Origin of the sequence: Geomonas ferrireducens, from assembly GCF_004917065.1 — a bacterium.
Lineage (GTDB): Bacteria > Desulfobacterota > Desulfuromonadia > Geobacterales > Geobacteraceae > Geomonas > Geomonas ferrireducens.
Map to the genome: position 1 here is coordinate 1,192,109 of NZ_SSYA01000001.1, position 25,786 is coordinate 1,217,894.

Genomic DNA, 25,786 nt, shown 5'->3' on the forward strand with positions numbered 1-25,786 from the left:
GGGATGTTTTCCTTGTGTTATGCGACACTTTTGATAAAGTCGGGGCATGAGCAGCGTAGGTTCCTCATCTCATGATACGCCCGCCGGCCGGCGCTCCGTCATCTTCCGGCGGCCTCCCTCCCGAGGACTCCCCGGTTATCTGGCTGCCCTGGTACTGGTGGGGGTAGCGACCCTCGTTTGCGAGCAGGCCCGCCCGTACCTTTCACCGGTCAACATGGTTATGGCCTACCTCCTCGTGGTGGTGCTGGCGGCGCTCTTTCTGGGGCGCCGTCCCGCTGTCGTGAGCGCTCTTCTCGGGGTACTCGCTTTCGATTTCTTTTTCGTCCCCCCTCGATTTTCCTTCCAGATCGCTGACAAGGAGTACCTCCTCACCTTTCTGGCCCTCTTCACGGTCGGAGTGGTGATCAGTTCGCTGGTGGCTCGGGCCCGCGAGAGCTTGCAGGCACTGCAGATCCGAGAGCGACAGACGGCTGCACTGTACCAGTTAAGCCGCGATCTCACCATCGCCACCGACAGAGGGGCCGTGCTGGAAGCGGTGGTGAAGAACATCGAGCAGAGCCTCGGGGGAGAGCTCGCGGTTCTCCTCCCGGAGGAGGGGGTGCTGGCGCCGGCCGCCGCGAGTGCCGGGATCGAGCTGGACCGGGAGGATTTGGGCATAGCCGAATGGACCCTGCACAGCCGGCGCACGGCTGGGCGTGGTACCGGGTCCCACAACGACAGCGCCTGGAGCTTCATTCCGCTGAAGACCCTGGCTGACACCCTGGGGGTGCTTGCCATCAGTCTCGGTGCCGCGGAGCGCCCGGAGTCACCCCAGCTGCGCAAATTCCTGAACGCGTTCGCTGCCCAAAGCGCCCTCGCGCTGGAGCGGGTGCGTCTCATCGCAGAGGCGCAGGAGGCGCAGTTTTTTAAGGCCCGGGAGAACCTGGAGCGGGCATTGTTGAACTCCATATCGCATGACCTGCGCACCCCCCTTGCCGCCATTACCGGCGCCCTGAGCGCGGTGCTCGATGAGGGGGAGAAGCTTCCGGCCGGCTCGAAGGAAGAGCTCCTCCAGACCGCCAGGGAAGAGGCGGCTCGCCTGAACCGTTTCGTCGGCAACCTGCTCGACATGACCCGTCTGGAGGCGGGAGCGCTTCAGTTGAGGCTGGAACTGGGGGACGTCGAAGACCTGGTCGGCTGCGCCCTCTCCGCCTTGGAGCAGCGCCTGGAGGGGCGGGAGATTATGGTGCGCCTGGCTTCGGAGCTGCCGCTGGTGACGTTCGACCTGGTGCTGATGATCCAGGTCCTGGTGAATCTTCTCGATAATGCCCTGAAGCACACCCCAGCCGGCGGAGCAGTGGAATTGGCCGCCACTGTCGGGGAGGGGGAACTCCTCATCACGGTGAGTGACCGCGGGCCGGGGGTGCCACCGCAGGACCTGGAGCGCATCTTCGAGAAGTTTTACCGCACGCCGGTGCCGGAGGTGGTGGGGGGGACCGGGCTGGGGCTGTCGATCTGCAAGGGAATCGTGGAGGCTCACGGCGGGACGATCAAGGCGGAGAATCGCAAGGGCGGCGGGCTTCGAGTGGTCGTCGCACTGCCGCTGGCATCAGAGAAAAAAGGGGTGGATGATGGTAGCTGAGACCGGCGGAGGGAACCTGCCGCGCATCCTGGTGATCGACGACGAGATCGCCATCCAACGCTTTTTGAAGACAGCGCTCGACGCGGTGGAGTTCTCGGTGCACCAGGCGACAACCGGACATGCGGGGCTTGCGGCGGCAATCGCGGTGCGCCCCGACGTCATCCTGCTCGACCTGGGGCTGCCGGACCTGGACGGGATGGAGATGATCAGGCGCATCCGGGAGTGGTCCCAGGTGCCGATCATCGTGGTTTCGGTCCGGGAGCGGGAAGACGACAAGGTACGGGCGCTGAACATCGGTGCCGACGACTATCTCACCAAGCCGTTTGGAATAGGGGAGCTTTTGGCGCGTGTCAAGGTGGCACTCAGGCGCACCCTTCAACAGGCATCGGAACCTGTGTTTCACTGTAATGGACTGCAGGTCGATCTGTCGCACCGCAGGGTCACCCTGCACGGAGAGGAGGTCCAACTCACGCCGACGGAGTACGAGCTTTTGCGCCTGCTGGTGGCTTACGCCGGGAAAGTGCTGACCCACAGCCAGATCCTCAAGCAGATCTGGGGAATGGCCTACATGGAGCAGCCACATGTCTTGAGGGTGAATATCAGCAACCTGAGGAGGAAGATAGAGACAGACTCCTCGCGCCCGCGCTACATCCTCACTGAGCCAGGGGTGGGGTACCGCCTGCGAGAGTGTGACTGAGGGCTGCAGTTCTGCTGACACAGTGCCACAAAACAATCGACCTTCCCTGAACCAAAGTCCTTCTTTCTGCTATATTAGTATCCCTGTTCGTGGCAGGGGACCTGTTAGCGCGAGTTTACGTATTCAAACCGCCGGCTTGGCCTTCGGGCATCATTTGTTCACTTTCACGAGCTATTGTGGTACACAAACTGGTACACTCAACATGCGCTTTCATGCGATGTCACTAGAATAAAACATCCAGGAAAAATGCTGGTATAACAGCTGGTTACGGACACGAATGAACTGGGGGCCAGGTTCTTCCCCGATCATCTCCACCAATAAAAACGAGGACTTGTGATATCATCACGAGTCCTCGTTTTGTTCATGCCGTAGTATATGCCGTAGTAAATTTCACAACGGCGCGAGGTGACCGGCGGAGCGCCTGGCTCCTACCAGCTTTCACCAGCACTCATGAGCCGCGGAGACCTGGTCCACCCGCTTGGTTGGCAACTCGTCATCGTCAACTACTTACACAACTTACCACTGTCCCCTCATGCTTCTAGCCCAATTTGCCTCCGGCCAATGCAAACCGCTATAACCCATCAGCCCTCCCCTTCCTGACTTCTCGCCTCCTGCATTCTTTCTACTTAGTCAAATCAACCAACCATATATAGGCCTTACAAGATCCTTTGTAGGGCTTTCACGAAAGCGACAACCTCGCCGCCCCCTAGATGTTTCTTCTCGCGGCCTACATGCTGTTGCCATAGATCGAGAATACGAAGCTCTATTTCGTTTGCCTGGAGCCCTCCGCCGCCACCAGAGGACGGACAACCAGGAGATCGAAGCCTCAAGTGGATATCTCGAGATTCGATAATCACCTGTACACATACATCGCCCAGATCATGCTGTTGATCTTTGATCAGATCAATGATCCAATGTTCGTCAGCCTGCCTTAGATCACGTTCTTGTGCGCCTATTTGTATTCTAATAGACATTTGCTCCTCCGCCTTATCAATTTAAAAGTTTTCAGGGGACCTTCCTAATTTGCTTATGAAACGGGTGGCGCTCATTCAAGATCACCTTTGATCGGCATCTCTCTAAGGCGTTTTTGTCTTTCCGATTTCTTTTTATCGGTTATGCATTTGAATACAGTCGTCCACGTATGAATGTCAAAGCTAGTAGACAAATGGTAGTAGTACTTATTACGTTTAGCGCAAAAAGTTTCGGCTTCTATTGACGTGGAGTCTCCAAAATCCACCAATCTAGTTATTGAGTACGAACCATTGGGGTTCGTTACCACTCCAGCGTCGTCCGTGCCGACTGTTGCATGCGCGAGCAAGGGCCAGAAGATACATGCCAAGGTTACGAATTTCGTCAATGCCGTCATGTTGGCCTCCTTTACGAGCTTACAACTTCATGTTTCCTTCAGCATGTGGGCATCCCGGTCTTGGATGGTTCGGCGCGCAGCAGGTTACCACGCCGGTTAGACTTGATCAATTTAATTTTTCTATTTTAAGCTGAAAGATCACCGACTTGTCGTAGCCGATCACGTAGTCGATACGCGACCGCCAAGCCTACCGCGCCAGGGGGCTTACCTCCGATGCTGGAAATTAATTGCTTGCAGTTCGCCAGTGAGTGTGTAGGCTTTGGCAGGCTTAAAATTTCTTAAGGAGGTGCCGCGATGCCGTATGACGACACGAACGATCCGGACTTGATCATCCTATCTGAAGCAGTGCTGCAATCGTTCACCCCGGAGATGTACAACCACATGATTTCACTCTTGCCCACCCCCGAAATCTACGCTGCAACTCATGGCCAGTTCGCCAACGGATATCCCGCTTATTTGAAAGGTGACCCCGACGGAATCAAAGCCTTCGAAGAGGCCCGCAACGCCATCAAGCAGTTCCTCACGATGCTTTCGGGTTTATCCAAAACTGCCGCCATCAAAGATCCGACTGTCCCCCAAAGACTGCCTTTGCCTCAAACTCATGCAAGGACCACCGGCAGCAACGCCGCCCTAGACGCCGCCCGCGACCTCAAGGTATATTTTGATCGCAATGGCAACATGTATGCGACTTTCACCAGAATTCCGGGGGCGAAAGGATTTCAGATATGGGTTTGCGATGGTGACCCCAATGTGGAGAGCAACTGGAGGTTGGCAGCGTCGTCAAATAACTGCAGGAAAATAGGTATTGGGGGCCTGGATCGATCGAAAAATAACTGGATAAAGGTAAGGGCTACCCGTGGCTCAGAAGTAGGGCCTTGGTCTAACCTGGTCTTGATAACGCCTGCTTAATTTCTCCATCGGTGGCCCTCCGGGCAAACGACGGGGGGCCACCACCCACCTAATCTCCCTCGTCAATGGGTTTCCTCTTCCTCCTTCACTCGATTTCTCCGCCTCACCGGATCGAACGGCACTCCAATAGACTGAAAGTTCGACTCGGACACTTTGATTCCAGCCCCGCACAGGACTTTTCAGTTCGGACACCGAAACTATCACTTCGCTGAAAGATCCTCCATTTTCGTGTGACGAACCTTCACTTCGTTCAGCGAACCTTCAATTCGTTCAACGAACCTTCAATTCGTTCAACGAACCTTCAATTCGTTCAGCAAACCTTCAATTCGTTCAGCGAACCTACCATTTCGTCAGCGAACCAACCATTTCGTCAGCGAACCAACCGCTTCGGATTCGAAACGTATCTTGGGCGCGTAAGCGTGCCGGCTAAGGACGTCAATTTCCGTCCTAGCTAAGACCCTAGGTTTCTTCGCGGGTACTATGGCACCAAAATGTTCGTACTATCCAAGAAAGCCTCCATGTTCTATGCTGCCGGAACCGATGCCGCGAGTGCGGCTCTGCGGGAACTAACAATCATTCTATGGACAGGAGGCCATCGTGAAAGTTATCGCAATCAACGGCAGCCCGAGGAAGAACTTCAATACCGCACAGGTGCTACAAAAGGCGCTGGACGGGGCGGCTGCAAAAGGGGCGGAGACGGAACTGATTCATCTGTACGACCTCGATTTCAAGGGGTGCACGAGCTGCTTTGCCTGCAAGCTGAAGGACGGGAAGAGCTACGGGAAGTGCGCCATGAGGGACGGGCTTACGCCGGTTTTGGAGAGGATCGCACAGGCGGATGCCTTGGTGCTCGGTTCGCCCATCTACTTCGGAAGGGTTACCGGTGAGATGAGCTCTTTTATGGAAAGGCTCCTCTTCCAGTACTTCGTCTACTCGCAGCCGCCGGCGTCCCTATTCGGCAGGAAGATCCGCACCGGGTTCATCTACACGATGAACGTATCGGAGGAACTCATGCAGCAGTGGAACTACCAGGTCCATATGTCGGGAAATGAGAACTACCTGCGGGCCATCTTCGGCGAGTGCGAGTCGCTTTACTGTAACGAGACGCTTCAGTTGGAGGACTACAGCAAATACGTCTTCAGCTACTACGACCCCGAGCAGCGGCGGGAAAGGCACAGCGTGCTCTTCCCGGAGAACTGCCGCAAGGCGTTCGAGATGGGAGAGCGGCTGGCAACAAAAGCATAGGAAGTGCCCCCCCCCTCCCCGGCCCCTCCCCTCAGGGGAGGGGTGCCCACGCCCTAAAGCGACACGAAATCCGCACGGCCGGTCGCCGCGCTCTTTTATAGGTATTTATCACCCCTCACCTTACGCTTTTTCCTTCCTGCTTTACTTAAAGTTTCCTTGGAAGGCTCCCGATGAATGGATCAGTGAGATGTGTAACTGGAAAAAGGGAGGAACCATGCCGATTGTAACTTGGGACGGAAGCTTGGCGGTCGGGCACGAAATGATAGATGAACACCACGAACACCTCGTTGAACTGCTCAATAAGGCGTATGACGAGTTCTGTGAAAAGAAAGCCGATCAACAGATCGCAGCCGTACTCGACGAACTGGCGGACTACGCGACGTACCACTTCGCCCAGGAGGAGCTCCTCATGGAGGAGACGGATTACCCCCGCAAGGAAGAACACCTGCTGGATCACGCCTATTTCGTGAAAAGGATCGGTGAAATTCAGAGGGATTTTGCCACCGGCGGGGTTCCTATCTCTCTCGAGATCATCTCATTCCTCAGGGGATGGCTCGTAAGGCATATATCGCACAGCGATACAGATCTCGGGGCTCACGCCGCTGCACTCAACAAGAAGCCGGTAATCATCACCCTCGACTGATCCTGAGCTGCCTTTCCTTGCAATCCGGTCAAAATGTCTTACCCTTACCCCTGAATTCTACTTGCTCAGGAGGAACTATGCCTAAGGTTACATTCAAGGGAAACCCGGTGACATTGGTCGGGCCGGAACTTAAGGTGGGAGACGCTGCTCCCAATTTCGCTGTGGTAGACAACGCTCTCAGCCAGACTACGCTTGCGAGCTATGAGGGAAAGGTGAAGATCATCAGCGCGGTGCCGTCGCTGGATACGCCGGTCTGTGACACAGAGACGAGGCGCTTCAACCAGGAAGCCGCATCGCTTCCAGGCGACGTGGTGGTTCTCACCATCAGCGCCGATCTCCCGTTCGCGCAGAAGAGGTGGTGCGGTGCCGCGGGTATCGACAAGGTAGTCACGCTCTCCGACTACCGTGACCGCTCCTTCGGCCTGGCCTACGGTGTACTTATCGAGGAGCTTAAGCTTCTCTCCCGCTCCATCTTCGTCATCGATAAAAAGAACGTCATCCGCTACATCCAGCACGTCCCCGAGGTGACCCAGGAGCCGGACTACGCGGCGGTGATCGCCGCGGCACGCGAGCTCGCCTGATGCGGAGCTGACGCACTGCTGGAAACTCGAGGCGCCCCGGTTAAACCGGCGGCGCCTTTTGTTTTTTCTGGACGAAGTCGCCTCGTGATAGTAAAAGTGGTCGTCATGGAAGAGAGGATGTTGTCCAAAACACAGATGGCAAGCTACGTGCTCGCGGCACTCGCCGTGGTGACCGTGCTCCATTTCCACCTGCTCCCCGCGGTCTTCGCCGGTCTCGCCGTCTACGCACTCACGGCAAAACTCGCGCTACGCCTCCCGGCGAGCTGGGGCGGCCTGACCCAGAAGGTAGCCCTCGCCGGGATCATCCTCTTCGTCATCGCGCTCGTGTCGGGTATCTGCCTCGGGCTCTGGTCGTTTCTGCGCGGGCATCACGGCATGTCGAACCTTTTGGATATGACGGCGGAGACGCTCGACAACCTGAAGCGGAACCTGCCGGAAGAGTTGACCGCGGCGCTCCCGGACACGGTGGATGAGCTGCGTGAACAGATCGTCACCATGCTGCGCGAGCACGGCAAGAACATCTCCTCGGTGGGGATGTCGGGAGTGAAGACCTTCGCGCACCTGATCCTCGGCATGGTGGTGGGAAGCCTCGCCGTGCTTCACCGTTTCAACCTCGAGGATGGCTTCCCCCTGCTCGCCTACCACCTGCACGCCCGGCTTTTGAACCTGGCCGACGCCTTCGACAAGGTGGTCTTCGCCCAGGTGAAGATCTCGGCGCTGAACACCGTCCTCACCGCGCTCTACCTTGCGGTGGTCCTTCCGCTTCTGGGGATCCACCTCCCCATGGTTACCCTGCTGATCCTGCTCACCTTCGTGGCCGGGCTTTTGCCCGTGGTCGGGAACCTCATCTCCAACTTCACCATCGTGCTGATAAGCCTCGGCGTGTCACCTATGGTGGGCATGGCCTCCCTCGCCTTCCTGGTACTGATCCACAAGCTCGAGTACTTCACCAACGCCCGTATCGTCGGAGGCGAGGTGAAGGCGAACGTCTGGGAACTTTTAACCGCCATGCTCGTCATGGAGGCCATCTTTGGCATTGCCGGCCTGGTCGCCGCCCCGGTTGTCTACGCGTGGCTCAAATCCGAGCTTCGCGCCTACCGGCTTGTCTGATTCATGAAGCCTGGGCAACGCGTTTTTTCATAGTAGAATGTGCGCATGGCCGCCACCATGCCGACATCACGTGCCGTTTTTCCTCACCCCCTCCCTAAGCGGGCGCCGCACTCTCGCCTGCGAGACTTACCGCGCCTCTTTTCGCTCCGCCTGATTCTTTCCTTCGCACTGCTAAGCATGGTTTCCCCTTCCTGCCGGTTCGCCTGGGCCGCTCCCGAAGCCACGCTGTACTACTTCTGGGGTGTCGGCTGCCCGCACTGCGCGCAGGCGAAGCCTTTTCTCGAGGAGCTGAAGCGCAAGTACCCCGACCTCAAGGTCGAGGCGACCGAGGTGCTGCAGCATAGGGAGAACATCCCGCGCCTCATGCTCATGGCGAAGGAAAGGGGCCGGGAAGCAACCGGGGTGCCGGTCTTCATCATCGGACCGCACTACCTGAGCGGCTTTTCGGAACAGACCCGCGCGCAGCTTGAAAATGCGGTCCGCGAGGCCCTCGTCCCCGCTGGGGGGGCATCGTCCAAAGCACCCCGGGCCGCCTTGCCGCAGGCGCCGGTCGCCGTCCCGGGACTTGGCGAGCTCGACCCGCAGCGCTACTCGCTTCCCGTCTTCACCCTGGTGATCGCGGCGCTCGACAGCTTCAACCCCTGCGCCTTCTTCGTCCTTTTCTTCCTTTTGAGTCTACTGATCCACGCCCGGTCGCGGCGTCGTATGCTCCTCATCGGCGGGGTCTTCGTAGTCGCCTCCGGAGTCCTCTACTTCCTTTTCCTCGCGGCCTGGCTGAACCTCTTCCTGATCGTCGGCTCGCTTCCGGCCATCACCGCTGCCGCCGGCCTCCTCGCGCTCTTCATCGCCCTCGTCAACATCAAGGACTTCTTCCTTTTCCACAAGGGGATCTCCCTCTCCATCCCCGAAGACAAGAAGCCCAAGCTCTTTGCCCGCATGAGGCGGCTTTTGAAGGCGGAATCGCTCCCCTCACTACTTGCAGGAAGCACCGTGCTCGCCGTGGCGGCGAACAGCTACGAGCTTCTGTGCACGGCGGGATTCCCCATGGTCTTCACCAGAGCGCTCACGCTGCACAAGATGGGCAAGATCGCGTATTACGGCTACCTAGCCCTGTACTGCGCCGTCTATATCGTGCCTCTGGCGGTGATCGTCGTGATCTTCACGGTGACGCTCGGGGGAAGGAAGCTGAGCGAATGGCAGGGGAGGGTGCTGAAGCTGGTGTCTGGGGTTATGATGCTCGGGCTTGGGGGGGTACTCCTAACGCAGCCGGCGCTTCTGAACGACCCGGGAACATCGCTGCTCCTTCTGCTGGCGACCCTGGCGCTCGCCGGGGTGGTCGCCTGGCTGTTTCGGGAGGCGGGGGGAGAGGACCGGGAGGAGCGGGACTAGCCTGTCGCGAAGCTTTCGGAGAGAACTGATTTTATCGTCGCGTTGAGACTCGCCATGTCGAAAGGTTTCTGCAGGAAGTTGACCCGCGCACGGTCCACCCCTTTTTCGAGCAGGGTCTCCGCCGCGTAGCCGGACATGTAGATGATCTTAAGCCCCGGGCGCAGCGCGAGGATCCTTTCCACCGCCTCCCTGCCGTTCGCCCCGGGGAGCATCACGTCGGAGAGCACCAAGTCGATTGAGGTCTCACGGTTGCGGCAGACCTCGATCGCCTGAGCCGCGTTCTCCGCCATCAGCACGCAGTAACCCATGTGCTCGAGCATCTTCTCCGTCATCCTCCCCACGATCTCGTCGTCCTCGATCACCAGCACGGTCCCCGAGCCGTGCACCGCCGGAAGCGCGCGGTGCTCCGCAGCGCGATCCACGAAGCTCGGCAGGTAGATCCTGAAGGTGGTGCCGGCCTCGGGCGCGCTGGATACGGTCACGAAACCGCCGTTTTGGGTGACCATGCCGTAGACGGTGGCGAGCCCCAACCCGCTGCCGCTCCCCACCTCGCGCGTGGTGAAAAATGGTTCGAAGATATGCCGGCAGGTTTCCGTGTCCATGCCGTGACCTGTGTCGACGATGGCAAGCTCGGCGTAGTCCCCCGGGAGCGCGTCGAGATAGGCGCTGCAGTCATCTTCGCTGAGGGTTACGTTGCGGGTGATGATGGTGAGATCCCCTCCGTCCGGCATGGCCGCGACGGCGTTGCGCACGATGTTCGATACCACCTGCTCCATCTGGGCCGGGTCGATCTTCACCTTCCATAGACTCTCGTCCAGGGATAGGGAGACCCGGATACCTGCACCCCACATGGTGGACCACCGGGCCGCCTGCGCGGCCACCGCATCGTTTATGTCCAGGGTCTTGGGCGAGATCAACTGCTGCCGTGAAAAGGAGAGGAGCTGCGCGGTGACGTCGCGGGAGTGCTCGGCGGCCTTGCAGATCTCGCGCAGGCACTCCGTGATGCGCCGGTTGCCGTGGAATTCCATGAGGAGCAGCTCGGCGTACCCGATGATAACCGAGAGCATGTTGTTGTAGTCGTGCGCCACCCCGCCCGCCAGCCGTCCCACCGACTCCATCTTGACGGACTCCCTGAGCTTGTCCTCGAGGAGCTTCTGCTTGGTGATGTCGTTGATGATGAGGCCGCAGTAACCCGGCTTCGCCCTGAAAAGCCAGACCTGGCAGCACCGCGCGTTTATCGAGTAGCGCTCCAGCGCGATCGGTTTTCCCTCCTGCACCAGCCGACCGAGGCTCTCCAACTGCGCCGTATCGAAGCCGGGGAGCACGTCCAGCAGGGTGCGTCCCACCAGATCCTGCGCCTTCTTTGCGGTGAAGGTCTCGAAGGCGGGGTTCACCTCCACGAAGCGGAAGTCCGCGGCCTTCCCTTCGGGACCCAGGAGCATCTGCAAGAGCGCGAAACCGTTGCCCATGTTCTCGAAGAGCAGACGGTACTTCTCCTCGCGCTCCTTCAGGTCCCGGTGTACCGACCGGGCCGAGGAGATGGCCATGGCGCACACGTCGGCCGCCGTGACGGCGAGGTTCAGGTAGCTGCGGGTGTGCTCCGGTGTCGCGAAGCCACCGAACCAGATCCAGCCGACGACGTCGTCGTGCGAAAGGCGCACCATGAAGCAGCGGGCGGCCTCCTCGATGTGGAAGCAGGCGTCCATCCGCTGCGCCAGTCCGCGCAGGGTCTCCTCGCCGGTCGCGCGCGCCCCGTACCGCCTGAGCGCTTTCCCTCTGGCCGCGGGTATGTAGGCGAGCTCCTCGGCCCCGAAAAGAAGCGAGAAGAAGGCCAGCATGTCGTCGACGACCCGCTCCTCGCCGTCCGACTTGGCGACCCGGGACAGCATGTCGAGAAGGAGCGCGTAGTCCGAGGCGGGGGCGGTCCCCCCACCCTCAGCCTCCAACCGCTGAAGTTCCCCCCGCGCCTTCTCCAGTTGCAGGGCGAGAAGCTCCGGGGGCACCGGCAGTACCTCAACCGGGCGCTGCACGAAGGTACCGAACTCCCGGACCGCCTCCTCCCCCTCCGGGTTGCTTCCGGTATCGAGGAGGGTTATTCCGGCGCAGCTTTCGGCGAAGAAATCGACGGCCGTGGTGCGGTCGAAGCCCCACCCGCCGAGGAAGCCGCGCCAGTTCGCGGCCCACCCGGAGGTAACCACGAAATTCCCGGCAGCGGTGAGGCGCTCGAAGGTGCGCTCGCCGCAGACAACTGCGGCGCAGTGCGTCTTCTTCAGGACAAGGACCCGGGGAAGGTCGTCCGGAACGGAGCCAAGGGAGGCAAGGCACTCGCCGCCGACGAGGATCGCGGGTTGGCCGTCGCAGATGCGCCGGACGTCTTCCCAGTTGAGGGGGGGACGGCCGCAGCAGCCGTGGAAGGTCCGGCAGTCGAACCCGGCGATACGCCCCTGCACGATGGCGCCTTTCACCTCGGGTCCGAGGGTTTCGCAGCAGCAGACCAACATCGGCTCCATGCTCACCCCCTCCCGCCTTGGAGCGGGTAGCGGCCGTACTCCCGCGTCGCCTGTGCTACCTGCTCCAGGGTCCGCTCCGGCACCTGCCAGGGGATCTCTCCGTGCTGGTCCGACAGGATGAAGCCCCCCCCTTGCCCCGCGGCGTCGATGGCGCCCTTCACCTCGGCTATCGCAGCCGCTTCGTCCCAGGAGCGCATGGCGATGCCGTTCAGATTTCCGAAAACCGTCAGCCTGCCGCAGCAGCGGTTCTTGACCGCGGCGAGTTCCTCCTCCCCGCCGACGCCTACCATCGCGGTGCCGCTACCCGCGAGGTCCTCTACCACGCCGAGACATGGCCCGGAGGCGAGGTGGGTGGCGGTGGGGCCCTTGATGGCATTGAGGGCCCTGAGCGCTGCAGGCCAGCCGAAGCGACGATAAAGGGAGGGGTCAATCATCTTCGGCGAGGCGAGGGGATCGAAATAACAGATGGCGTGGGCCCCGGCGGCGAGCTGGGCGTTCCCCCAATCGGCGCAGAAGGCGGCGTTCACCTCCATGAGACGCTGCATGAGATCGGGGCGGTCGAACATGATGTCCAGGTACGCATCGAAACCAAGTTGCATCACCGGGAGGGAGAACGGTGACATGACGACCCCGATGATCGGTACGGAATCCCCCACCGCCTGCCTCAATCCGCGCTGCGCCTCGAGGACCCGGACGAGACCCGGGGCATCGGTCACCCGCGGCGGGGCGAGCGACGCGATGGCGTCCGCCTTCAACGGTGGGGCGCCCGCGTTGGGTGGTCCGTCGTCCCTGAAAATGGTGCTCCCCCCCCAGGCTTCCGCCTCGAGCGAGGCATGAAAAAAGGCATAGATGCAGTCATGTCCGTAACGCCGGAGCATGGCGAGCTGCCCGCGCACCACGTTTTCCGAACTGGAGAAGTACTCCTCGATGGAGAGCCCAAGTTCCCTTGCGCCATGCAGGGTGAGGAGCAAAAAGAGCGGGACCCGGTCCGGTTCCCGGTGCGACAGGGCGGTAAGGACGCGTTCCATGCTGGTCACGGCTCACCTCCGGATACCTGTTTGAGCGCCGGGAGCACCTGGGAGGCGTTGGCGCAGCAGAAATCGGCACCTACCTCGTCGCAAAGCGACGGGTCGAGCCGAAAAGGGGCCCCACCGACGATGATACGGCAAGTGACTCCTGCCTGGTCCAGCTTGTCCCGCACCTCGCGCACCTTGAGGGCAGAGGGGAGCATGAGCGCCGAGATGAGGAGCACACGAACCGAGTCCTCCTGCACCCGCCGCACCAGTTCCGCGGCGGTCACCGTGCCGTAGTCAAGGTAATCGACGCCGCCCCCCCTGAGCACGAACCCTACGAGACGCTTGCCGAGGAGGTGGTAGTCCTCCAAAACCGCGAGAGCGACGCGTTCCTCACTTGCACGGCTCAAGGGGGCGCCGCGGAAGGATTGTTCCATGAAATCCTCGCACAGCCGCCCGCTCATGTACACGTGGGACAGCGAGAGCTCGCCGCGATCCCATTTCTCGCCGATGCCGACGAGGGCCGGGGTGATGAACTGTTCGCAGAAAAAAAGGGGGGTAAGACCGGAGGCAGAATAGATCCGCTGCAGGGCGAGCCGGTCCATGTTGACCAGGGCAATCTCAAGGAGATCAGCGGATGGACTGGCTGATACGTCAGATAGGTGGCCGGTGGGGTACGACACAATCATGTATCACTCCGGATAGCAAATTGCGCAGTAAGAACTCAGTCAACATCTGTCAGAACGTAGGAAGAACGGAACCGTGAGTAGGATTTTGTAACAAAGTACACCCGCCTCTACCAATAGTCCATCTAAAAAACGTCCAATGTTCCTGCAATCGCCAGTGCTTATCGGGGCTCTGCCAATTTTCTCCATTTCCTGTGAGTGGAATCACGATTCAGAGACAGTGACCTCGGGCCGAGACCTTCCTTTCAGGTCGCGTCGTAGCGGTGAGGTGGAGAACCATCGGTAGAAATTCACCCCCGGGGTGCGGGAAAACCTATCCAAAACATTAAAGATCACGGTGCAATGTCCGATAGGGAAAAGGACAGGCGCCGGTTTGGTCAAGCCGGGCGGGCGCACCCACTGAAGCGGCGTCGGGTTCCGGCGCGAAGGGAGCTTATCACATGAAACTCTTCGGCAACTCCTGCAAGACGCAGGTCGACGATCAGGCAGCGGAAATCGCGAAGCTCACACAGATGCTCGACAACGTCGACAACATCGTCATGCTCTGCGACACCACCAATGACAACAACATCATCTACATGAACCGGCAGGCCCGCGCCCTCATGCAGCAGCATCGCGCCGAACTGAACGCTGGGCTGCGCGGAGCCGACGTCGCCAACGCAGAGGGTAAAAGTATTCACCAGTACCACAAGGATCCGGGGCGCATCCGCAACATCTTCGGCAACGCCCGCGCCAAGATGCCGCACAAGGCGGAGATCCCCATCGGGGACGTGACGCTGCGCACCACGACTTACCCCATCTGGGACAGCAAGGACCCCTCGAAGGTGCTCTGTTTCATGGCGTGCTGGAACGACATCACCGCAGAGAAAGCGGTGGAGCAGCATCAGCGCGATTCCATAGAGCGCAAGGAGTACCTGGAAAACCGGGTGACCCAGATCGCCACCGCCATGGAGGAGATGAGCATGACGGTGAACGAGGTGGCGCGCAGCACGGTCGACGCCGCCGATTCGGCCACCAAAGTTTTGACCAACGCGCGGGAGGGGCAGGACGTGGTGAACCGTGCCGTCACCGAGATGCGCAAGGTGGCGGAGATCGTCCGGAGTTCGGCGGGAATCGTGGGAAATCTGGGGGACAAGTCGGCACGCATCGGCGAATTCGTCGCGGTGATCAACGACATCGCCGACCAGACGAACCTCCTTGCGCTGAACGCCGCCATCGAGGCGGCGCGCGCCGGCGAACAAGGGCGCGGCTTCGCGGTGGTGGCCGACGAGGTGCGCAGCCTGGCCGACCGCACCGTGGCCTCGACGAAGCAGATCAGGCTCATGGTCGACGAGATACAGAAGGAGACCGCCCTGGCGGTTGAGTCGATCGAGAAGGGTAAGAACGAGGCGGAGGTGAGCGAGGCGCTCTCGCACCAGGTGGACGCCTCGCTGACGAACATCGTGCTCTCCATCGAGGAGATCGAACACGTCATCGCGCAGATCGCGACGGCATCCGAGGAGCAGGCGGCCACCTCCACCACCATCGCCAGCAACCTCGAGGAGATCGTGCACGGCTAGCACCCACTCCCGCCTCTGACCTCCTTGAGACGGGCGTGGGGAAACCCCGCCGGACCCGGTATCCGGCGGGGTTTCTTTTGTCTTTTTTTCTCCCTTTTGCTAAAAACAGCGGTCTTCAAACCCACGAAGCGCTGGGGCACCTGCTACGCTTCGTGGCACCTACATTACAGTTATCGAGAACCTCCCACTTTTTACCGCGGGGTGTCGCGCAGCAGGGTGATAAGCCGCTCCAGATCTGCGGGTTCAAGGGGCACCGGGCGCATCGGGGTGAAGGGACGCTCCCGCCTCGGGTTTTCGATCCATTTTTTCAGCGACCGCTCCTCCCAGGCCGCACCACCGGGGGCCGTCTTCGGGTAGTAACGGGTGAAAAGCCCCGAGAGGTTCGGCGCCACACTGCCACGCCCCAGTCCCCCACGGGTCGCGGTGAGGGCTCGGTGGCAGGGTCCGCATCGTTTCCCAAAGACGTCATCCTCTTCCCGCTCCCTCTTGAAATGCACCACCTGGGGCGGCTCTCCCCTCTTTCCCCCATTTACCCCCGTCTGGCGCGCTCCCGCGAGTATCATGCTCACCAACGCCGCTCTTTGCGCCTCATCGAAATGAAACTGCGGCATCATGAGCGCCGGCACCCTGATCGCCTCGGAGATCTCCTGCGCCGTGGTCCCTTCGGGGAGCCGGTCCAGGTTGCTGGCCAGACGGTTCCCGTCTCCCCCGGAGGTATGACAGCGCCGGCAGGCGAAGGTGTCCATGAGCCGCCGCCCCTTTTCCAGCGGAGCGGAGCCCGGCACGGCGAACCAGGCAAACCGTCCCTGGATCAGGCCGTGGTGCGCGATGCGCTCGCGGTCCGAACGGGGGTCGCCACGGTGACAGTCGACGCATTTACCCAGCTTCTGGTAGTGGGGACTATGGCACTTGAGGCAGGAGATCCACGCACCTTGGGCACCGCCGCACAGGCACAGAAGAAGTGCGAGCGTGATCAGAAGGGGGCGACGAACTGCCAATTGGCACCTCGGAAGTACATGGCGACTGCGGTAAGCGCGAGGACGGCGGCAAAGACGGCAAGAGCTAAGAGATCGAGGGCGCGCCGCTTTTTGTCAAACCACGAGGCTCCCTCAGGCGGTGCGCCCGGAACGAGCCAGGGAAGGGCGACGAAGGAGACGGCAAGGAGCACTACGAGGTAGATCATGTATTTGGAGTAACTGACCAGTTCCTGGATCCAGAGGAGAAACCAGGCGGACTTCACCAGATTCGGAACCCGGGCGAGGTTCGCCTGCTCCTGGAGGGGAGCCGGCACCAGAAAGGCGAGCGCCAGGAGAATGAGGACGGTGAGCGCGAAGGCGACCTTGACCGGCCTGAAGAAATGGGGGGATGACTTTAGGTAGCCTCGTTTCATAGGTAGGGGAGCACCCCCTTGTTTTTCCTGATCCGGTAGAAGTGCAGGGCACTCAAAAAGAGCAGCGCGCCCGGGATCATGAGGATGTGCAGCACGTAAAAGCGCAAAAGCGACATGGCCTCACCCACCCCGTCGGGCACCAACACCGAGCGGAGCGTGCCTCCAAGCGGCATGATGTGTAGAAGCTCCATTCCGGTCTGGGTGGCCCAGAGGGCGAGCTGGTCCATCGGGAGAAGGTACCCGGTGTACCCCTCGAACACCGCCAGGAAAAAGAGCGCGCAGCCGATCACCCAGTTCATCTGGCGCGGCTTTTCGTAGGCGCCGGTGAGGACGACACGCAGCGTGTGCAGCATGATGAGCACCAAAAAGGTGTGGCTCGCAAGGCGGTGCAGACTCCTCAGGTAGCGCCCCCCCCAGACGGACGACTCCAGGAGGAGGATGGAGGGGTAGGCCGCGGGCGGCGTCGGCTGGTAATAGAACAGAAGAAGCCCTCCCGAGCCGACCAGCAGGATGAGGCAGGTGAAGGCGAGCCCTCCCAGGCAAAAGGTGTAGGAAAGCGTCAGGTTCCTCTCAAGCACCGCACGCGGGAATAGATGTTTTAGAAATTCCTTGATCACTTCCCCCCCTACACCTGGACGTGGTAGGTCTCTCCCACTTGCGTCACCTCGTAGCGCTTGAGCGCCCGGTCGGCGGGCCCCTTCAGCACCCTACCCTCCCGGTCGAAGGCCGAGCCGTGGCAGGGACAGACGAGTCCGGTGGGAGTCACGTTCACCGTGCACCCGAGATGGGTGCAGACGAGGTCCAGGGCGTAGACCCTCCCGCCGTCGCGCATCACCGCGATACGTGCCTCGCGGTACACGAGTGCACCGTCCTGCGGCAGCTCTTCCCGCGGCACGGTGAGGATGGTCTGCCTGCGCTTTGCCCTCGGGGTGAGGAACCTCGAGAGGCCCCAGCCCCCTACGGCGAGCGCGATCAGGGCGCCGAGGAAGTTTCGACGTGATTGACGAGGCTCTGCCATTTCTCCAGGTATCCCCTTTGGTACGCGGTCGTCTTCCTGCTCATCTCCCGGTAGCGCGCCTGCGGGTAAAAGGCGCCGTTTGCCACCTCTTGTCCCGTCGCATCCCAGAAGGAGGATAGCGTCATCCCCTCGGCGGCCGGGCGGTAGATCCGCTCCTCCTCGCGTTCGAGCACGAAGCGACGCGGGTTGTCGTGGCACCCCTCGCACATGACGCTCCCGCGCCGCACGGTGTGCGGGAAGAACGCCTTCCACTGCGCCGCGAGGAGGCGGTTTTCATCCCAGACGGCCCGGTCGTGCCGGATATCGGTGAAGTACGCGATGAACTGCGGTCGGATCGGGCTCACCCTCCCCTGCCGGTTAAGCCCAAGCGGCGGCGCGTCCTGCCTTCTCAGGTAGGCGCTCTTCACGTATTCCTCGGCGGCCTGATCCCGGCGCACCCGGTACCACTCCTTCGAGGGACTGTCGCCGTCGAAGCGCAGGTAAAAGGTGCCGTACTCCTGGGGCGCCCAGGCGGAGTGGCAGGCGTAACACTCCATCTTCTCCAGGTGGGCCGCGATGCGGTGCTCCGGGATGCTCCGCTTCGGCTCGTGACACTCCCGGCATCCCCTGGCGCTTTTCTTACCGGCGGCGAGACTCGCCATGGTGTGACAGGCGGCGCAGGAAAGACCCGCCTCGGCGTGCACGTCCGGGGTCATCTTCAGGTACGCCTCGCCGTAGGCCACCTCGCCGCGCTGGTAGCGCATGCTGTCCTCGCGCGGGGCCATGCCGTAGTAGTCGGTCCCCACGAAGTACCCCTTGTGGCAGGTAAAGCAGTCGCGGTCCTTCGGCTTCGCGATCTCGTGCCCCCTGGCGCCGTGGCAGTCGGTGCACCCTTTCAGGTGGCAGGCGTTGCAGTTCTTGGCGAAGAAATCCGGGTCGGCCTTTCCCCAGCTCCGGGCGACGAAGTCGCGCTCACCCTTGCGGTTCCCCATTGCCTGATCGAAGAGCGCCGCGTATCCCTTGTGGCAGCCGACGCAGCCTGCGGCACCGCTCTCGCGGGAGGCGGGGTCGGCAAGGGTCTTCGCCTCGTCCAGGTGGCAGGAGAGGCAGGGAAGACCGCGGTGCGCCCCCTTCACCGTCTTCTTGTGGCAGACGGTGCAGTTCTCCGCAGCGAGCGCGGGGAGCGCGCTAAGGAGCAGAGAGAAGGCGACGATGCAGCGCATCATGAAGCGCACCATGGTCCAGCTCCTTTCGATAGATGGGATCGGCCGCCTTGTCGTGGCAGACGAGGCAAAGGTTCACCGCCAGGGCGCGCCGCACCTCGGCGCCGTTTAAGGGGCGGGAGCGCTCCCGGGTGATCGCCGAGTAGGCGCGCACCTTGCCGTCCTGCAAGGTGAGAAAGCCGTCCAGCGGCTTGTCCGCCGACTGCTCGCAGATCATGGTCCCCTCGATGCTGCGGCCGGAGACGACGTGCTGGCCGAAACCGAGGAAGGCGGGGTTGCCGTGGCACTCGCCGCAACGGATCGCTTTCTTGCCGGTGTTGTGTGAGTAGAAGGGGGCGAAGCGGAGCTGCTGCTTCCCCTTGAAGCGCGCCACGTACTCGTTCTTGGAGATGCTGCCGTCCGGCTCGACCACCGAGACGAAGGTCTGGCACCCCGGCGTCACCGTCGAGATCTTGCCGCGCTGGTTCAGGGCGAGCGGGAAGGGGTAAAGCATCCGGTAGTCCTCCTTCTCGCTGAAGCGACCCTGCGTTTCTACCCCCTTCACGAAATCCATGCCTGTCTTCGACTTGTCGTAGGTCGTGTGGCACCCGTAGCACTGGACCACGGTGCGGGAATGGCAGGAGTAGCACTCAAGCCGCCCATGCCCGACCACGGTATGTTCCGGCGTACCGGTGATGACCCGGCTCTTGAACAGTTTGCCGCTACGCTTGCCGAGCACCCATACCGCGCCGTCGCGGTAGAAGACGTTCGAGTAGCTCCTCCCCTTCGCGGTGACCATCATTTTCATCCCGGGGCGCATCTGCATCCGGTACCCGGCGGACTCGCGCAACGCCTCGTCCTGCTCCGATACGATCTCGCGGTAGCGTGGCGGACGCGCCCCGCCGTGGCAGTCCTCGCAGGCGATCTCGGTCTGCAGGTACATGTTGCGGTAGGAGTAGCCGTCCCCCATCAGGTCGCGCGAGGTGTGGCAGTCGATGCAGTCCATTCCCGCCGTGAAATGCACGTCCTGGGCGATGTGGGTCAGGTTCCTGTTGCCGCTCGCCATCACGGGGCCGGGGCGCCCGCCACTGGTCGGCACGAGCGAATTGTTGCCGTCGTTCAGCCCCTGGTAGGAATAGGCGATGCGGCCGCTTCGGTTGTGGCAGCGCGAGCAGACTTCGTTGCCCGGGAGGCGCTCCATGGCGTGGCTCGCCGCGTAGGGTCCCTTACCCTGCACCGTGGCGTCCTTCCCTTCGTATTGCGCCCGCTCGTTATAGGGGAAGTGGCAGGCGGCGCATCCCGAGGCGTGGCTCGCGCCGTAGACTTCGCCGCTCTCGCGGGCCACGTGACACTGGGAGCAGAACTTCCGGTAGAGCTCCCCGGATACGTGGTCAAGTCCGGCCACCGGCTTCAGGTGCTGCGCCTTTCCTTCCGGATCGTAGACCTCGCCGCCGCGGCTACTGAAGAGTCCCCCGTCCGGTCCTTCCCAGGTGAGGTTTATGTTCCGGATCATCCCGGTGGTGGTGTACATGAGGTTCGACTTGACCCGGTCGAGCTGGTACAGGTGACACGAGCCGCAGGTCCCGTCCCAGTGCTCGGGCGCTGAGGGGTTCCCGCGTCCGTGCATGCCGCGGTGCGCCGCCTCCTTGGTCCGGGCGAGCGGATCGCCGCCGTGACACGGGACGCAATCGGGGTGCGTGGCGGAGACATGCTCGATCTTCGAGTGGCAGGAGAGGCAGTTGTTCGCCGGCGCCCCTTTCCCGGCGCAGCCAGCAAGGGCGAAAAGGAGCAGGACGAGCATGATTTTGCCGGATCTCCCGCCGGAATATGTGTCGCTGCCGGTAACCTTCATCTCACCCGCTGTTTCTTCCCTTGAAGTCCCGCGCATTATAGTCAAATCGTGGAGGTTAGCCAAAACCTTTTCATGAGTCGAAGAACAAAAAAAGCCGGCATCGCGGGGATGCCGGCAATAACAACCAGGATCTTTTTAACCCCCCTCCCCTATTTGCCGTTCTGGCTGATGCTCACCCTTTTGGTGAACTCCTTCCATACGAAGGGATCGCTGTTCGGGGTGCCGAACGGGAGGTAGGTAAGTTTAACTTCGATATCGAGGTCGTAGACGGAAGGCTTCTCAACCGTCTTGCCGTTCACTTCAACCTCTTCGAGCGGATAGTAGATTTCGAAACGCTCCTTCACGAGTTTCCCCGGCGGCAGGCCGGTGTCCTCGATGAGCCCGCTCTTCTCGTAGGGGCCGCGCCCCATCCTGTCGCCGCGCGCCAGCTGCTGCGGCACCGGCATGTAGATCTTTTCCTGATTGAACACTTCCTTGCCGTCTTTCGTCTTACCGATTACCGACAGAACCAGTCGGTTGGGGGTCGGTCAGCCGTCGGGTATGGAGTGGCCGGCCTTGTTCACCATCTCGACCTTCACCACGGCCCTCGGCCTGATCTTCGCGCCGTCGCGCCAGTAGTAGCCGAACGCCTCGGCCTTGAAGTCGACCGCCTTGTCGCTCATGGCCGCATCGCGGTACCCCTGGATGTTATGCCCGAGCTTGGAGTTCTTCATATGGCAATCCTGGCAGTTTTCCTGCCCGACCTCGGCCTTGTAGGCCCAGAGGTAGCTGCCATAGGAGGTGCAGCACTGGGTAGGCTCATCGAGCTCGAGGTTCGGCCCGAGACCGTGGCACTGGCCGCACTGGATCGCCTGATCCATGATGGGCGAAACCGCCATCTTGGGGAACTTCTGCGAGTCGTGCGCCCCTTCCTTGGAGCCGTACACCACACCGGCCTTGGGATAGCCGTCCTGCCACTTATGGGTGATGGCGTTACGGTTGTGGCAGATAAGACAGTTGATGGAAACGCTTTTCAGCTTTTCCTCCAGTTTCTTGGCGGTCTCCTTGTCCTTCTTCTTAAGAGCGTCCTTCCAGCCGTAGAGGGTGTCGACCAGTTCCTGCGCCACCGAATCCTCGGCGTCGGCAAGCTGGGGGAGGTGGCACTTGGCGCACCCCATCAGATGCTCGACCTTCACGTCCTTCCTGCTCTTCACCCCGGAATAGGGTTCCTCCATGAGGCCGTTCTCGATGGTGGTCATTATGGTCATCGCCGTGCGCGCCGTGCCGAAGACGGAGCGCGAGTGAATTGATTTCTGAGCCTGGTCGTGCTGCTCCTGGTGGCACTCAACGCAGGAACTCGAGTCGTACATCTTGGCCAGCTCGGCCATGGTCTTAGCCTTGCCCGATTTGGCAGCTATGGTGTCCTGCCAGCCGATACCCGCCTTCCCCGCGAATGCCGGCACCGCCAGCACTCCGAGGAGCAGGGCAGCCGCCAGGCTTCCTTGCACTGTCAGTCTGTTCATGATTTCCTCTGTGGTTTCCGGTTAACGATACATGGGGGCGCCCCGCCGAAGCGGAGCACCCCTTCCACATCAGCAGCCCTGCAGCTCGTCACCCTCGCACTCGGAGAGGGAGATGGGGGAGTCGACCTTTATCTTCTCCGCCTTGGCCTTGCCGAACTTCAGCGTCACCTCGTTACCCTGGACGGCAAGCACTTTCGGGCTTCCCCCGAGGGCGGTCACCATGCCACCCTTTTTCACGAAGGCAGGCGCAGCGGCTTCGAGGGTCACCGTTACCTGCTCACCTTCCACCTTGGTTACTTTCCCTTTGGCAGGACCCGCCGCGAAGGCCGTTGCCGCAAGGGCGATCGTCATCACGGCCGCAGCCGCGATCTTCATAGCTTTACGAAACATCTTCATCCTCCTTTGTAGTTCGTTGATTAAGCCCCCTCTCCGAAGGAGAAGGGGCTATCAAGTTGCGGTTTTGCGGGGCTAGAAGATGACCTGCAGCTGGGTCACATAGGTCATGAAGTCTTCGGTCTTGTCGGTCGAAGTCCCGGTCCCCTTGTTGAAGGAGGTGGAGTTCGCCTCGAAGGTGAGCTTCAGGTTCTGGTCGCGCAGGTAGTAGTTCACACCGCCGCCGTACCAGTCGATGCGCTGGTTGTAGATGCCGTTCAGGTTGGCGAACTTCCACTTCTCATAACGCACGAAGAACTGCAGCGGGGTGTTGGGAAGCATGTAGCCCCCCTTGAAGTAGTAGCCGTTCTTCTGACCGTTGATCCCGACCACGTCCGCATCCGGGTTGTCCCCCAGGTACGCGTCGTCCAGATCGATTTTCTCGTAGGCGCCGGAAGCCGTGAAGGTGCCGAGCCCGTCCACAGGGTACTCGAAGAAGCCGTCGAAGGTGTACGCCTTGTAATCCTTCGCATCGGTCTTCAGGAGCGTATTGCCATAGGCGACGTCGGGCTCGAACTGGTAGGCGGCGCCGATGGTGGCGACCTTCTTCTTGCCTAAGTAGGTCCCCTTGTAGCCGTAGTCATTCTCCGGGTCGAGCAGCGTCACGTGGGCGCGTGCCGAGTAGCGGAACTTGGAGCCTGGCGTAGTGTCGCCGGAGAGGGCCTTGCGTCCTTCCATGGCGTCCAGACGGTACTGGAACATGTCGTTGAAGAGGTTACCCCAGACGGCGACACCGGTGTCACGGGTCGTGGTGAAGGGGGCACGGATGAAGAGCGAGCGGTCCAGGGTGAGCGGCATCTCGCACGCTTCGAGGTTCTCACGGGAGAGGTTGTACTTGAACTTGCCGACGTTCACGCGGAATGCGTTGTCGAGCTTGAAGCGCACCACCGCGTCCAGGAGCTGGAAGTTCGAACCCTGGTTCTCTGCGGCGACGTCCAGCGGTGTCAGGTTCTGATCATCGGTGTACTCGGTCTGCACGTAGATCGACATCATGTCGCCGTACTTGCCCATGAGGGCGAGACGGTTGCGGCGGAAGTTGAAGTTCGCCGTGGTGTCATCGTTGTTGTCGCCCGAGCCGGTGTCGCGGAAGGTCATCTGGAACTGTCCCTTATAGTCCAGTTGCAGCGCCCCTTCGTCGTTAGGGCCAAAGGTCATTCTCGGGCCGGCGAAAGCGGTGCCTGCCATGAGCACCAGCCCCAGGGTAGCACCGGATACCACCGATATCTTAGGCATCTTCTGCATAGATTCACTCCTTTTGTTTTAGGTTTCCCGTACAGTGTGCGAAACGTACTTCCCGACGGTTAGCAGCCCCCACCGCCGCCAGTACTTCCGCCGCTCGTCGCACGGGTCACCGTGCTGCGGTAGGCCAGGTCTGCGGCCTCTATCTGGTTGCCGTCCGCGAAACTGGGCTCGACGGTATAGACGCGGGAAGCGTAGTTGACGATCTGCCGCTGGACGGTGACGCCGTTCACCACGGTGGTCCGGCCTACGTTCCAGGTCAGGTTGTCCATGAGAGAGGTCGTGTCCCAGATGGAGCCGACTGCCAGTTTGCCGCCAGCATTAACCGTTGCCCCGGTGGTGTCTACGGCCGTGTGGTCCGACGAAGCGCAGAGGTTCCACTGGCCGTAGGAGCCGTCGTACCACTTAACGGTCACGTTGGGATCGTCATAATAGGCGATGCCGTCCAGGGCGAAGAACCCGACCGAGGCGTAGTTGCCGGCGCGGCAGAAGGAGATGAAGGTCTTGGTGGCGTCACGGCCCGCTGCGTCCAGTTTTGCCACGCCATTCGTACCGAGGGCATTGGCGAGATCAGCCTTGATAGTGTCGGCATCCTTGAAGTAGAGCGTGTTGGCCGGCGAGACCATTGCCGGGGCTCCGTAGGAGAACGACCCCTTGATCGCGCCGTCGAAGGGGGTGAACGCGTTCCCGCTCACCAGCAGGTCCGTAGTCGAAGAGATGGTGGCAGAAGGGTTCGATGCCCCGCGCACCGTGTCGATGAGGGTGACGTTGTCGGCATTACCGGCGACTATCCCCTGCACGTAAGCGATCATCTCAGGCAGAGCGACTCGCATATCGGTGTTGACCCTGGTGGTGCCATTCTGAGCCACCCCGAAAGTCGACCTGGTGATGGTCGGGACGGTCTTGGTCAGGGCATGGCCGGCGGTAACCCACTCCGCATTACCACCCTGCAGAACCTTGAGACGGTTCTTGGGGAAGCCCCAGTAGCGCAGTGTCGTGTAAGCGCGGGCCACGTTGACGGTATTGGTGGCGTTGTTGGTGATGACGATAGTGGTGTTCTCGTCGATCCCCGCGCCTTGGATCAGGGCGTCAATGGTCGCACCGGTGCAGACCATGCTGCCGGTCACGTTGAACGGCCCTTCGGCCCGGGTGTTGTCCATAAAGGCTGCGGACCCCGCGGAGATCAACTGGGCGCCGGGAATGTGCCCGACGGTATAATACTTGTTGGAGGTGTCCGTTTCGTTATTGGATACATCGAGAATCACGACGCGGTCGTAGCCGCCCTGTTTGTTGACCAAGCCCGCTTTAATCCACCCGTCCAGGTCGGCTGCGGTGATCAGCGCGGTAGGAGTCTTGGTCGTCACTACTTTCTCGGCGGGGGTGTCATAGCTGGTGTGACCACACCCCCACATGGAAAGAGCCGCAACGGCAACAACGCCGAGCAGCGTGAACAGCAGCACTCTGCTCTTCTTCATCATCTTTTCCGACATACAACCTCCTTTGGCTGGTTAGTTTGCGACACAACAAGGCTTAGTTACTACTAATCCTCCTTTCGATATAGTTAGCTCAGGCATATATTTATACAGTTGAAATTAAAATATTTTTTTGGATTGTCAAGAATGTGACTTCTCGATCTGGAGGGCCACTGAGATTGGAACACAAGGAGGTTCAAACTCTGAGACAGATGTAACAGCAGCTGTGTGAACAGTCGTATACTCATGATACTTATAGAGTTTTCCTTCATACAATAATTTGACGCGCTGGGTTGCTGCAATGAGTTCCCCTTTCGGACATTGGGGTGAATTACTCAAGTGAAAGATACTCATAGCATCATGCGCAACAC

At 60.8% G+C, this 25,786-nt stretch carries 24 protein-coding genes; 9 read left to right on the top strand and 15 right to left on the bottom strand.

The window, feature by feature from the left end; genetic code table 11:
• The first annotated feature begins 46 nt into the window (after positions 1-46).
• Complete coding sequence (locus E8L22_RS05110; RefSeq protein WP_136524135.1) at positions 47-1,621, top strand: DUF4118 domain-containing protein; 1,575 nt, start codon at positions 47-49, stop codon at positions 1,619-1,621.
• Complete coding sequence (locus E8L22_RS05115; RefSeq protein WP_136524822.1) at positions 1,611-2,318, top strand: response regulator; 708 nt, start codon at positions 1,611-1,613, stop codon at positions 2,316-2,318. Before E8L22_RS05110 ends, E8L22_RS05115 begins: the two co-directional genes overlap by 11 nt.
• Before the next feature lie 656 nt (positions 2,319-2,974).
• On the opposite strand, the gene E8L22_RS05120 is transcribed toward E8L22_RS05115, so the two are convergent.
• Positions 2,975-3,292: a hypothetical protein gene (locus tag E8L22_RS05120; protein WP_136524136.1), complete on the bottom strand. Its 318-nt coding sequence runs from the start codon at positions 3,290-3,292 to the stop codon at positions 2,975-2,977.
• 71 nt (positions 3,293-3,363) lie between these two features.
• A complete protein-coding gene (locus E8L22_RS05125) occupies positions 3,364-3,684 on the bottom strand; it encodes a hypothetical protein (RefSeq protein WP_136524137.1) in 321 nt (106 codons plus the stop codon).
• A gap of 294 nt (positions 3,685-3,978) precedes the next feature.
• Here E8L22_RS05125 and E8L22_RS05130 point away from each other — a divergent pair, with 294 nt between their 5' ends.
• From E8L22_RS05130 to E8L22_RS05155, 6 genes are all read left to right on the top strand, one after another.
• Positions 3,979-4,593 (top strand): hypothetical protein, encoded by a 615-nt coding sequence (locus E8L22_RS05130; protein WP_136524138.1) that lies wholly within the window; start codon positions 3,979-3,981, stop codon positions 4,591-4,593.
• Positions 4,594-5,190: 597 nt separating this feature from the next.
• Entirely contained in the window at positions 5,191-5,838 is a 648-nt protein-coding gene (locus E8L22_RS05135) for a flavodoxin family protein (protein WP_136524139.1), read from the top strand.
• Between the two features lie 214 nt (positions 5,839-6,052).
• Positions 6,053-6,481, top strand: a complete 429-nt coding sequence (locus E8L22_RS05140; protein WP_162604780.1) for a bacteriohemerythrin — start codon at positions 6,053-6,055, stop codon at positions 6,479-6,481.
• Between the two features lie 77 nt (positions 6,482-6,558).
• Positions 6,559-7,062, top strand: coding sequence for a thiol peroxidase (gene tpx, locus E8L22_RS05145; protein ID WP_129125021.1), 504 nt, complete (start codon positions 6,559-6,561; stop codon positions 7,060-7,062).
• 117 nt (positions 7,063-7,179) lie between these two features.
• Positions 7,180-8,172 carry an AI-2E family transporter gene (locus E8L22_RS05150; protein WP_246044548.1) on the top strand — a complete coding sequence of 331 codons (993 nt, stop codon included), beginning with the start codon at positions 7,180-7,182 and terminating at the stop codon, positions 8,170-8,172.
• 177 nt (positions 8,173-8,349) lie between these two features.
• Positions 8,350-9,561, top strand: a complete 1,212-nt coding sequence (locus E8L22_RS05155) for a glutaredoxin family protein (RefSeq protein ID WP_246044550.1) — start codon at positions 8,350-8,352, stop codon at positions 9,559-9,561.
• Here E8L22_RS05155 and E8L22_RS05160 read toward each other — a convergent pair.
• The 3 genes from E8L22_RS05160 to E8L22_RS05170 are packed head-to-tail and all read right to left on the bottom strand — an operon-like array spanning position 9,558 to position 13,773.
• Positions 9,558-12,071: an ATP-binding protein gene (locus E8L22_RS05160; RefSeq protein WP_136524141.1), complete on the bottom strand. Its 2,514-nt coding sequence runs from the start codon at positions 12,069-12,071 to the stop codon at positions 9,558-9,560. The genes E8L22_RS05155 and E8L22_RS05160 overlap by 4 nt on opposite strands.
• Positions 12,072-12,073: 2 nt before the next feature.
• The gene (locus E8L22_RS05165; RefSeq protein ID WP_136524825.1) at positions 12,074-13,099 is read right to left on the bottom strand and encodes a uroporphyrinogen decarboxylase family protein; all 1,026 of its coding nucleotides are present in this window, start codon (positions 13,097-13,099) and stop codon (positions 12,074-12,076) included.
• 5 nt (positions 13,100-13,104) lie between these two features.
• Positions 13,105-13,773 (bottom strand): cobalamin B12-binding domain-containing protein, encoded by a 669-nt coding sequence (locus E8L22_RS05170; RefSeq protein ID WP_136524142.1) that lies wholly within the window; start codon positions 13,771-13,773, stop codon positions 13,105-13,107.
• A gap of 437 nt (positions 13,774-14,210) precedes the next feature.
• Here E8L22_RS05170 and E8L22_RS05175 point away from each other — a divergent pair, with 437 nt between their 5' ends.
• A complete protein-coding gene (locus E8L22_RS05175) occupies positions 14,211-15,329 on the top strand; it encodes a methyl-accepting chemotaxis protein (RefSeq protein WP_136524143.1) in 1,119 nt (372 codons plus the stop codon).
• Between the two features lie 191 nt (positions 15,330-15,520).
• Here E8L22_RS05175 and extS read toward each other — a convergent pair whose 3' ends face one another.
• The 10 genes from extS to extH all read right to left on the bottom strand — a co-directional run bounded on the left by extS (position 15,521) and on the right by extH (position 25,433).
• Positions 15,521-16,327, bottom strand: coding sequence for a selenite/tellurite reduction operon c-type cytochrome lipoprotein ExtS (gene extS / locus E8L22_RS05180; protein ID WP_136524144.1), 807 nt, complete (start codon positions 16,325-16,327; stop codon positions 15,521-15,523).
• A complete protein-coding gene (extQ, locus tag E8L22_RS05185) occupies positions 16,303-16,719 on the bottom strand; it encodes a selenite/tellurite reduction operon b-type cytochrome membrane protein ExtQ (RefSeq protein WP_136524145.1) in 417 nt (138 codons plus the stop codon). The genes extS and extQ overlap by 25 nt, the downstream gene beginning before the upstream one ends.
• Complete coding sequence (locus E8L22_RS05190) at positions 16,716-17,336, bottom strand: cytochrome b N-terminal domain-containing protein (RefSeq protein WP_136524146.1); 621 nt, start codon at positions 17,334-17,336, stop codon at positions 16,716-16,718. Before E8L22_RS05190 ends, extQ begins: the two co-directional genes overlap by 4 nt.
• A gap of 8 nt (positions 17,337-17,344) precedes the next feature.
• A complete protein-coding gene (locus E8L22_RS05195; protein WP_136524147.1) occupies positions 17,345-17,737 on the bottom strand; it encodes a QcrA and Rieske domain-containing protein in 393 nt (130 codons plus the stop codon).
• Entirely contained in the window at positions 17,692-18,951 is a 1,260-nt protein-coding gene (gene extO / locus E8L22_RS05200; protein ID WP_136524826.1) for a selenite/tellurite reduction operon b-type cytochrome iron-sulfur cluster-binding subunit ExtO, read from the bottom strand. The genes E8L22_RS05195 and extO overlap by 46 nt, the downstream gene beginning before the upstream one ends.
• A complete protein-coding gene (gene extM / locus E8L22_RS05205) occupies positions 18,905-20,770 on the bottom strand; it encodes a selenite/tellurite reduction operon c-type cytochrome ExtM (protein ID WP_136524148.1) in 1,866 nt (621 codons plus the stop codon). Before extM ends, extO begins: the two co-directional genes overlap by 47 nt.
• Before the next feature lie 149 nt (positions 20,771-20,919).
• The gene (extKL, locus tag E8L22_RS05215; RefSeq protein WP_281282918.1) at positions 20,920-22,272 is read right to left on the bottom strand and encodes a multiheme c-type cytochrome (seleno)protein ExtKL; all 1,353 of its coding nucleotides are present in this window, start codon (positions 22,270-22,272) and stop codon (positions 20,920-20,922) included.
• 69 nt (positions 22,273-22,341) lie between these two features.
• Positions 22,342-22,662, bottom strand: a complete 321-nt coding sequence (gene extJ / locus E8L22_RS05220; RefSeq protein ID WP_136524150.1) for a selenite/tellurite reduction operon protein ExtJ — start codon at positions 22,660-22,662, stop codon at positions 22,342-22,344.
• 78 nt (positions 22,663-22,740) lie between these two features.
• Entirely contained in the window at positions 22,741-23,946 is a 1,206-nt protein-coding gene (gene extI / locus E8L22_RS05225) for a selenite/tellurite reduction operon porin ExtI (RefSeq protein ID WP_136524151.1), read from the bottom strand.
• 59 nt (positions 23,947-24,005) lie between these two features.
• A complete protein-coding gene (gene extH, locus E8L22_RS05230) occupies positions 24,006-25,433 on the bottom strand; it encodes a selenite/tellurite reduction operon rhodanese-like protein ExtH (RefSeq protein WP_136524152.1) in 1,428 nt (475 codons plus the stop codon).
• Between the last annotated feature and the right edge of the window lie 353 nt (positions 25,434-25,786).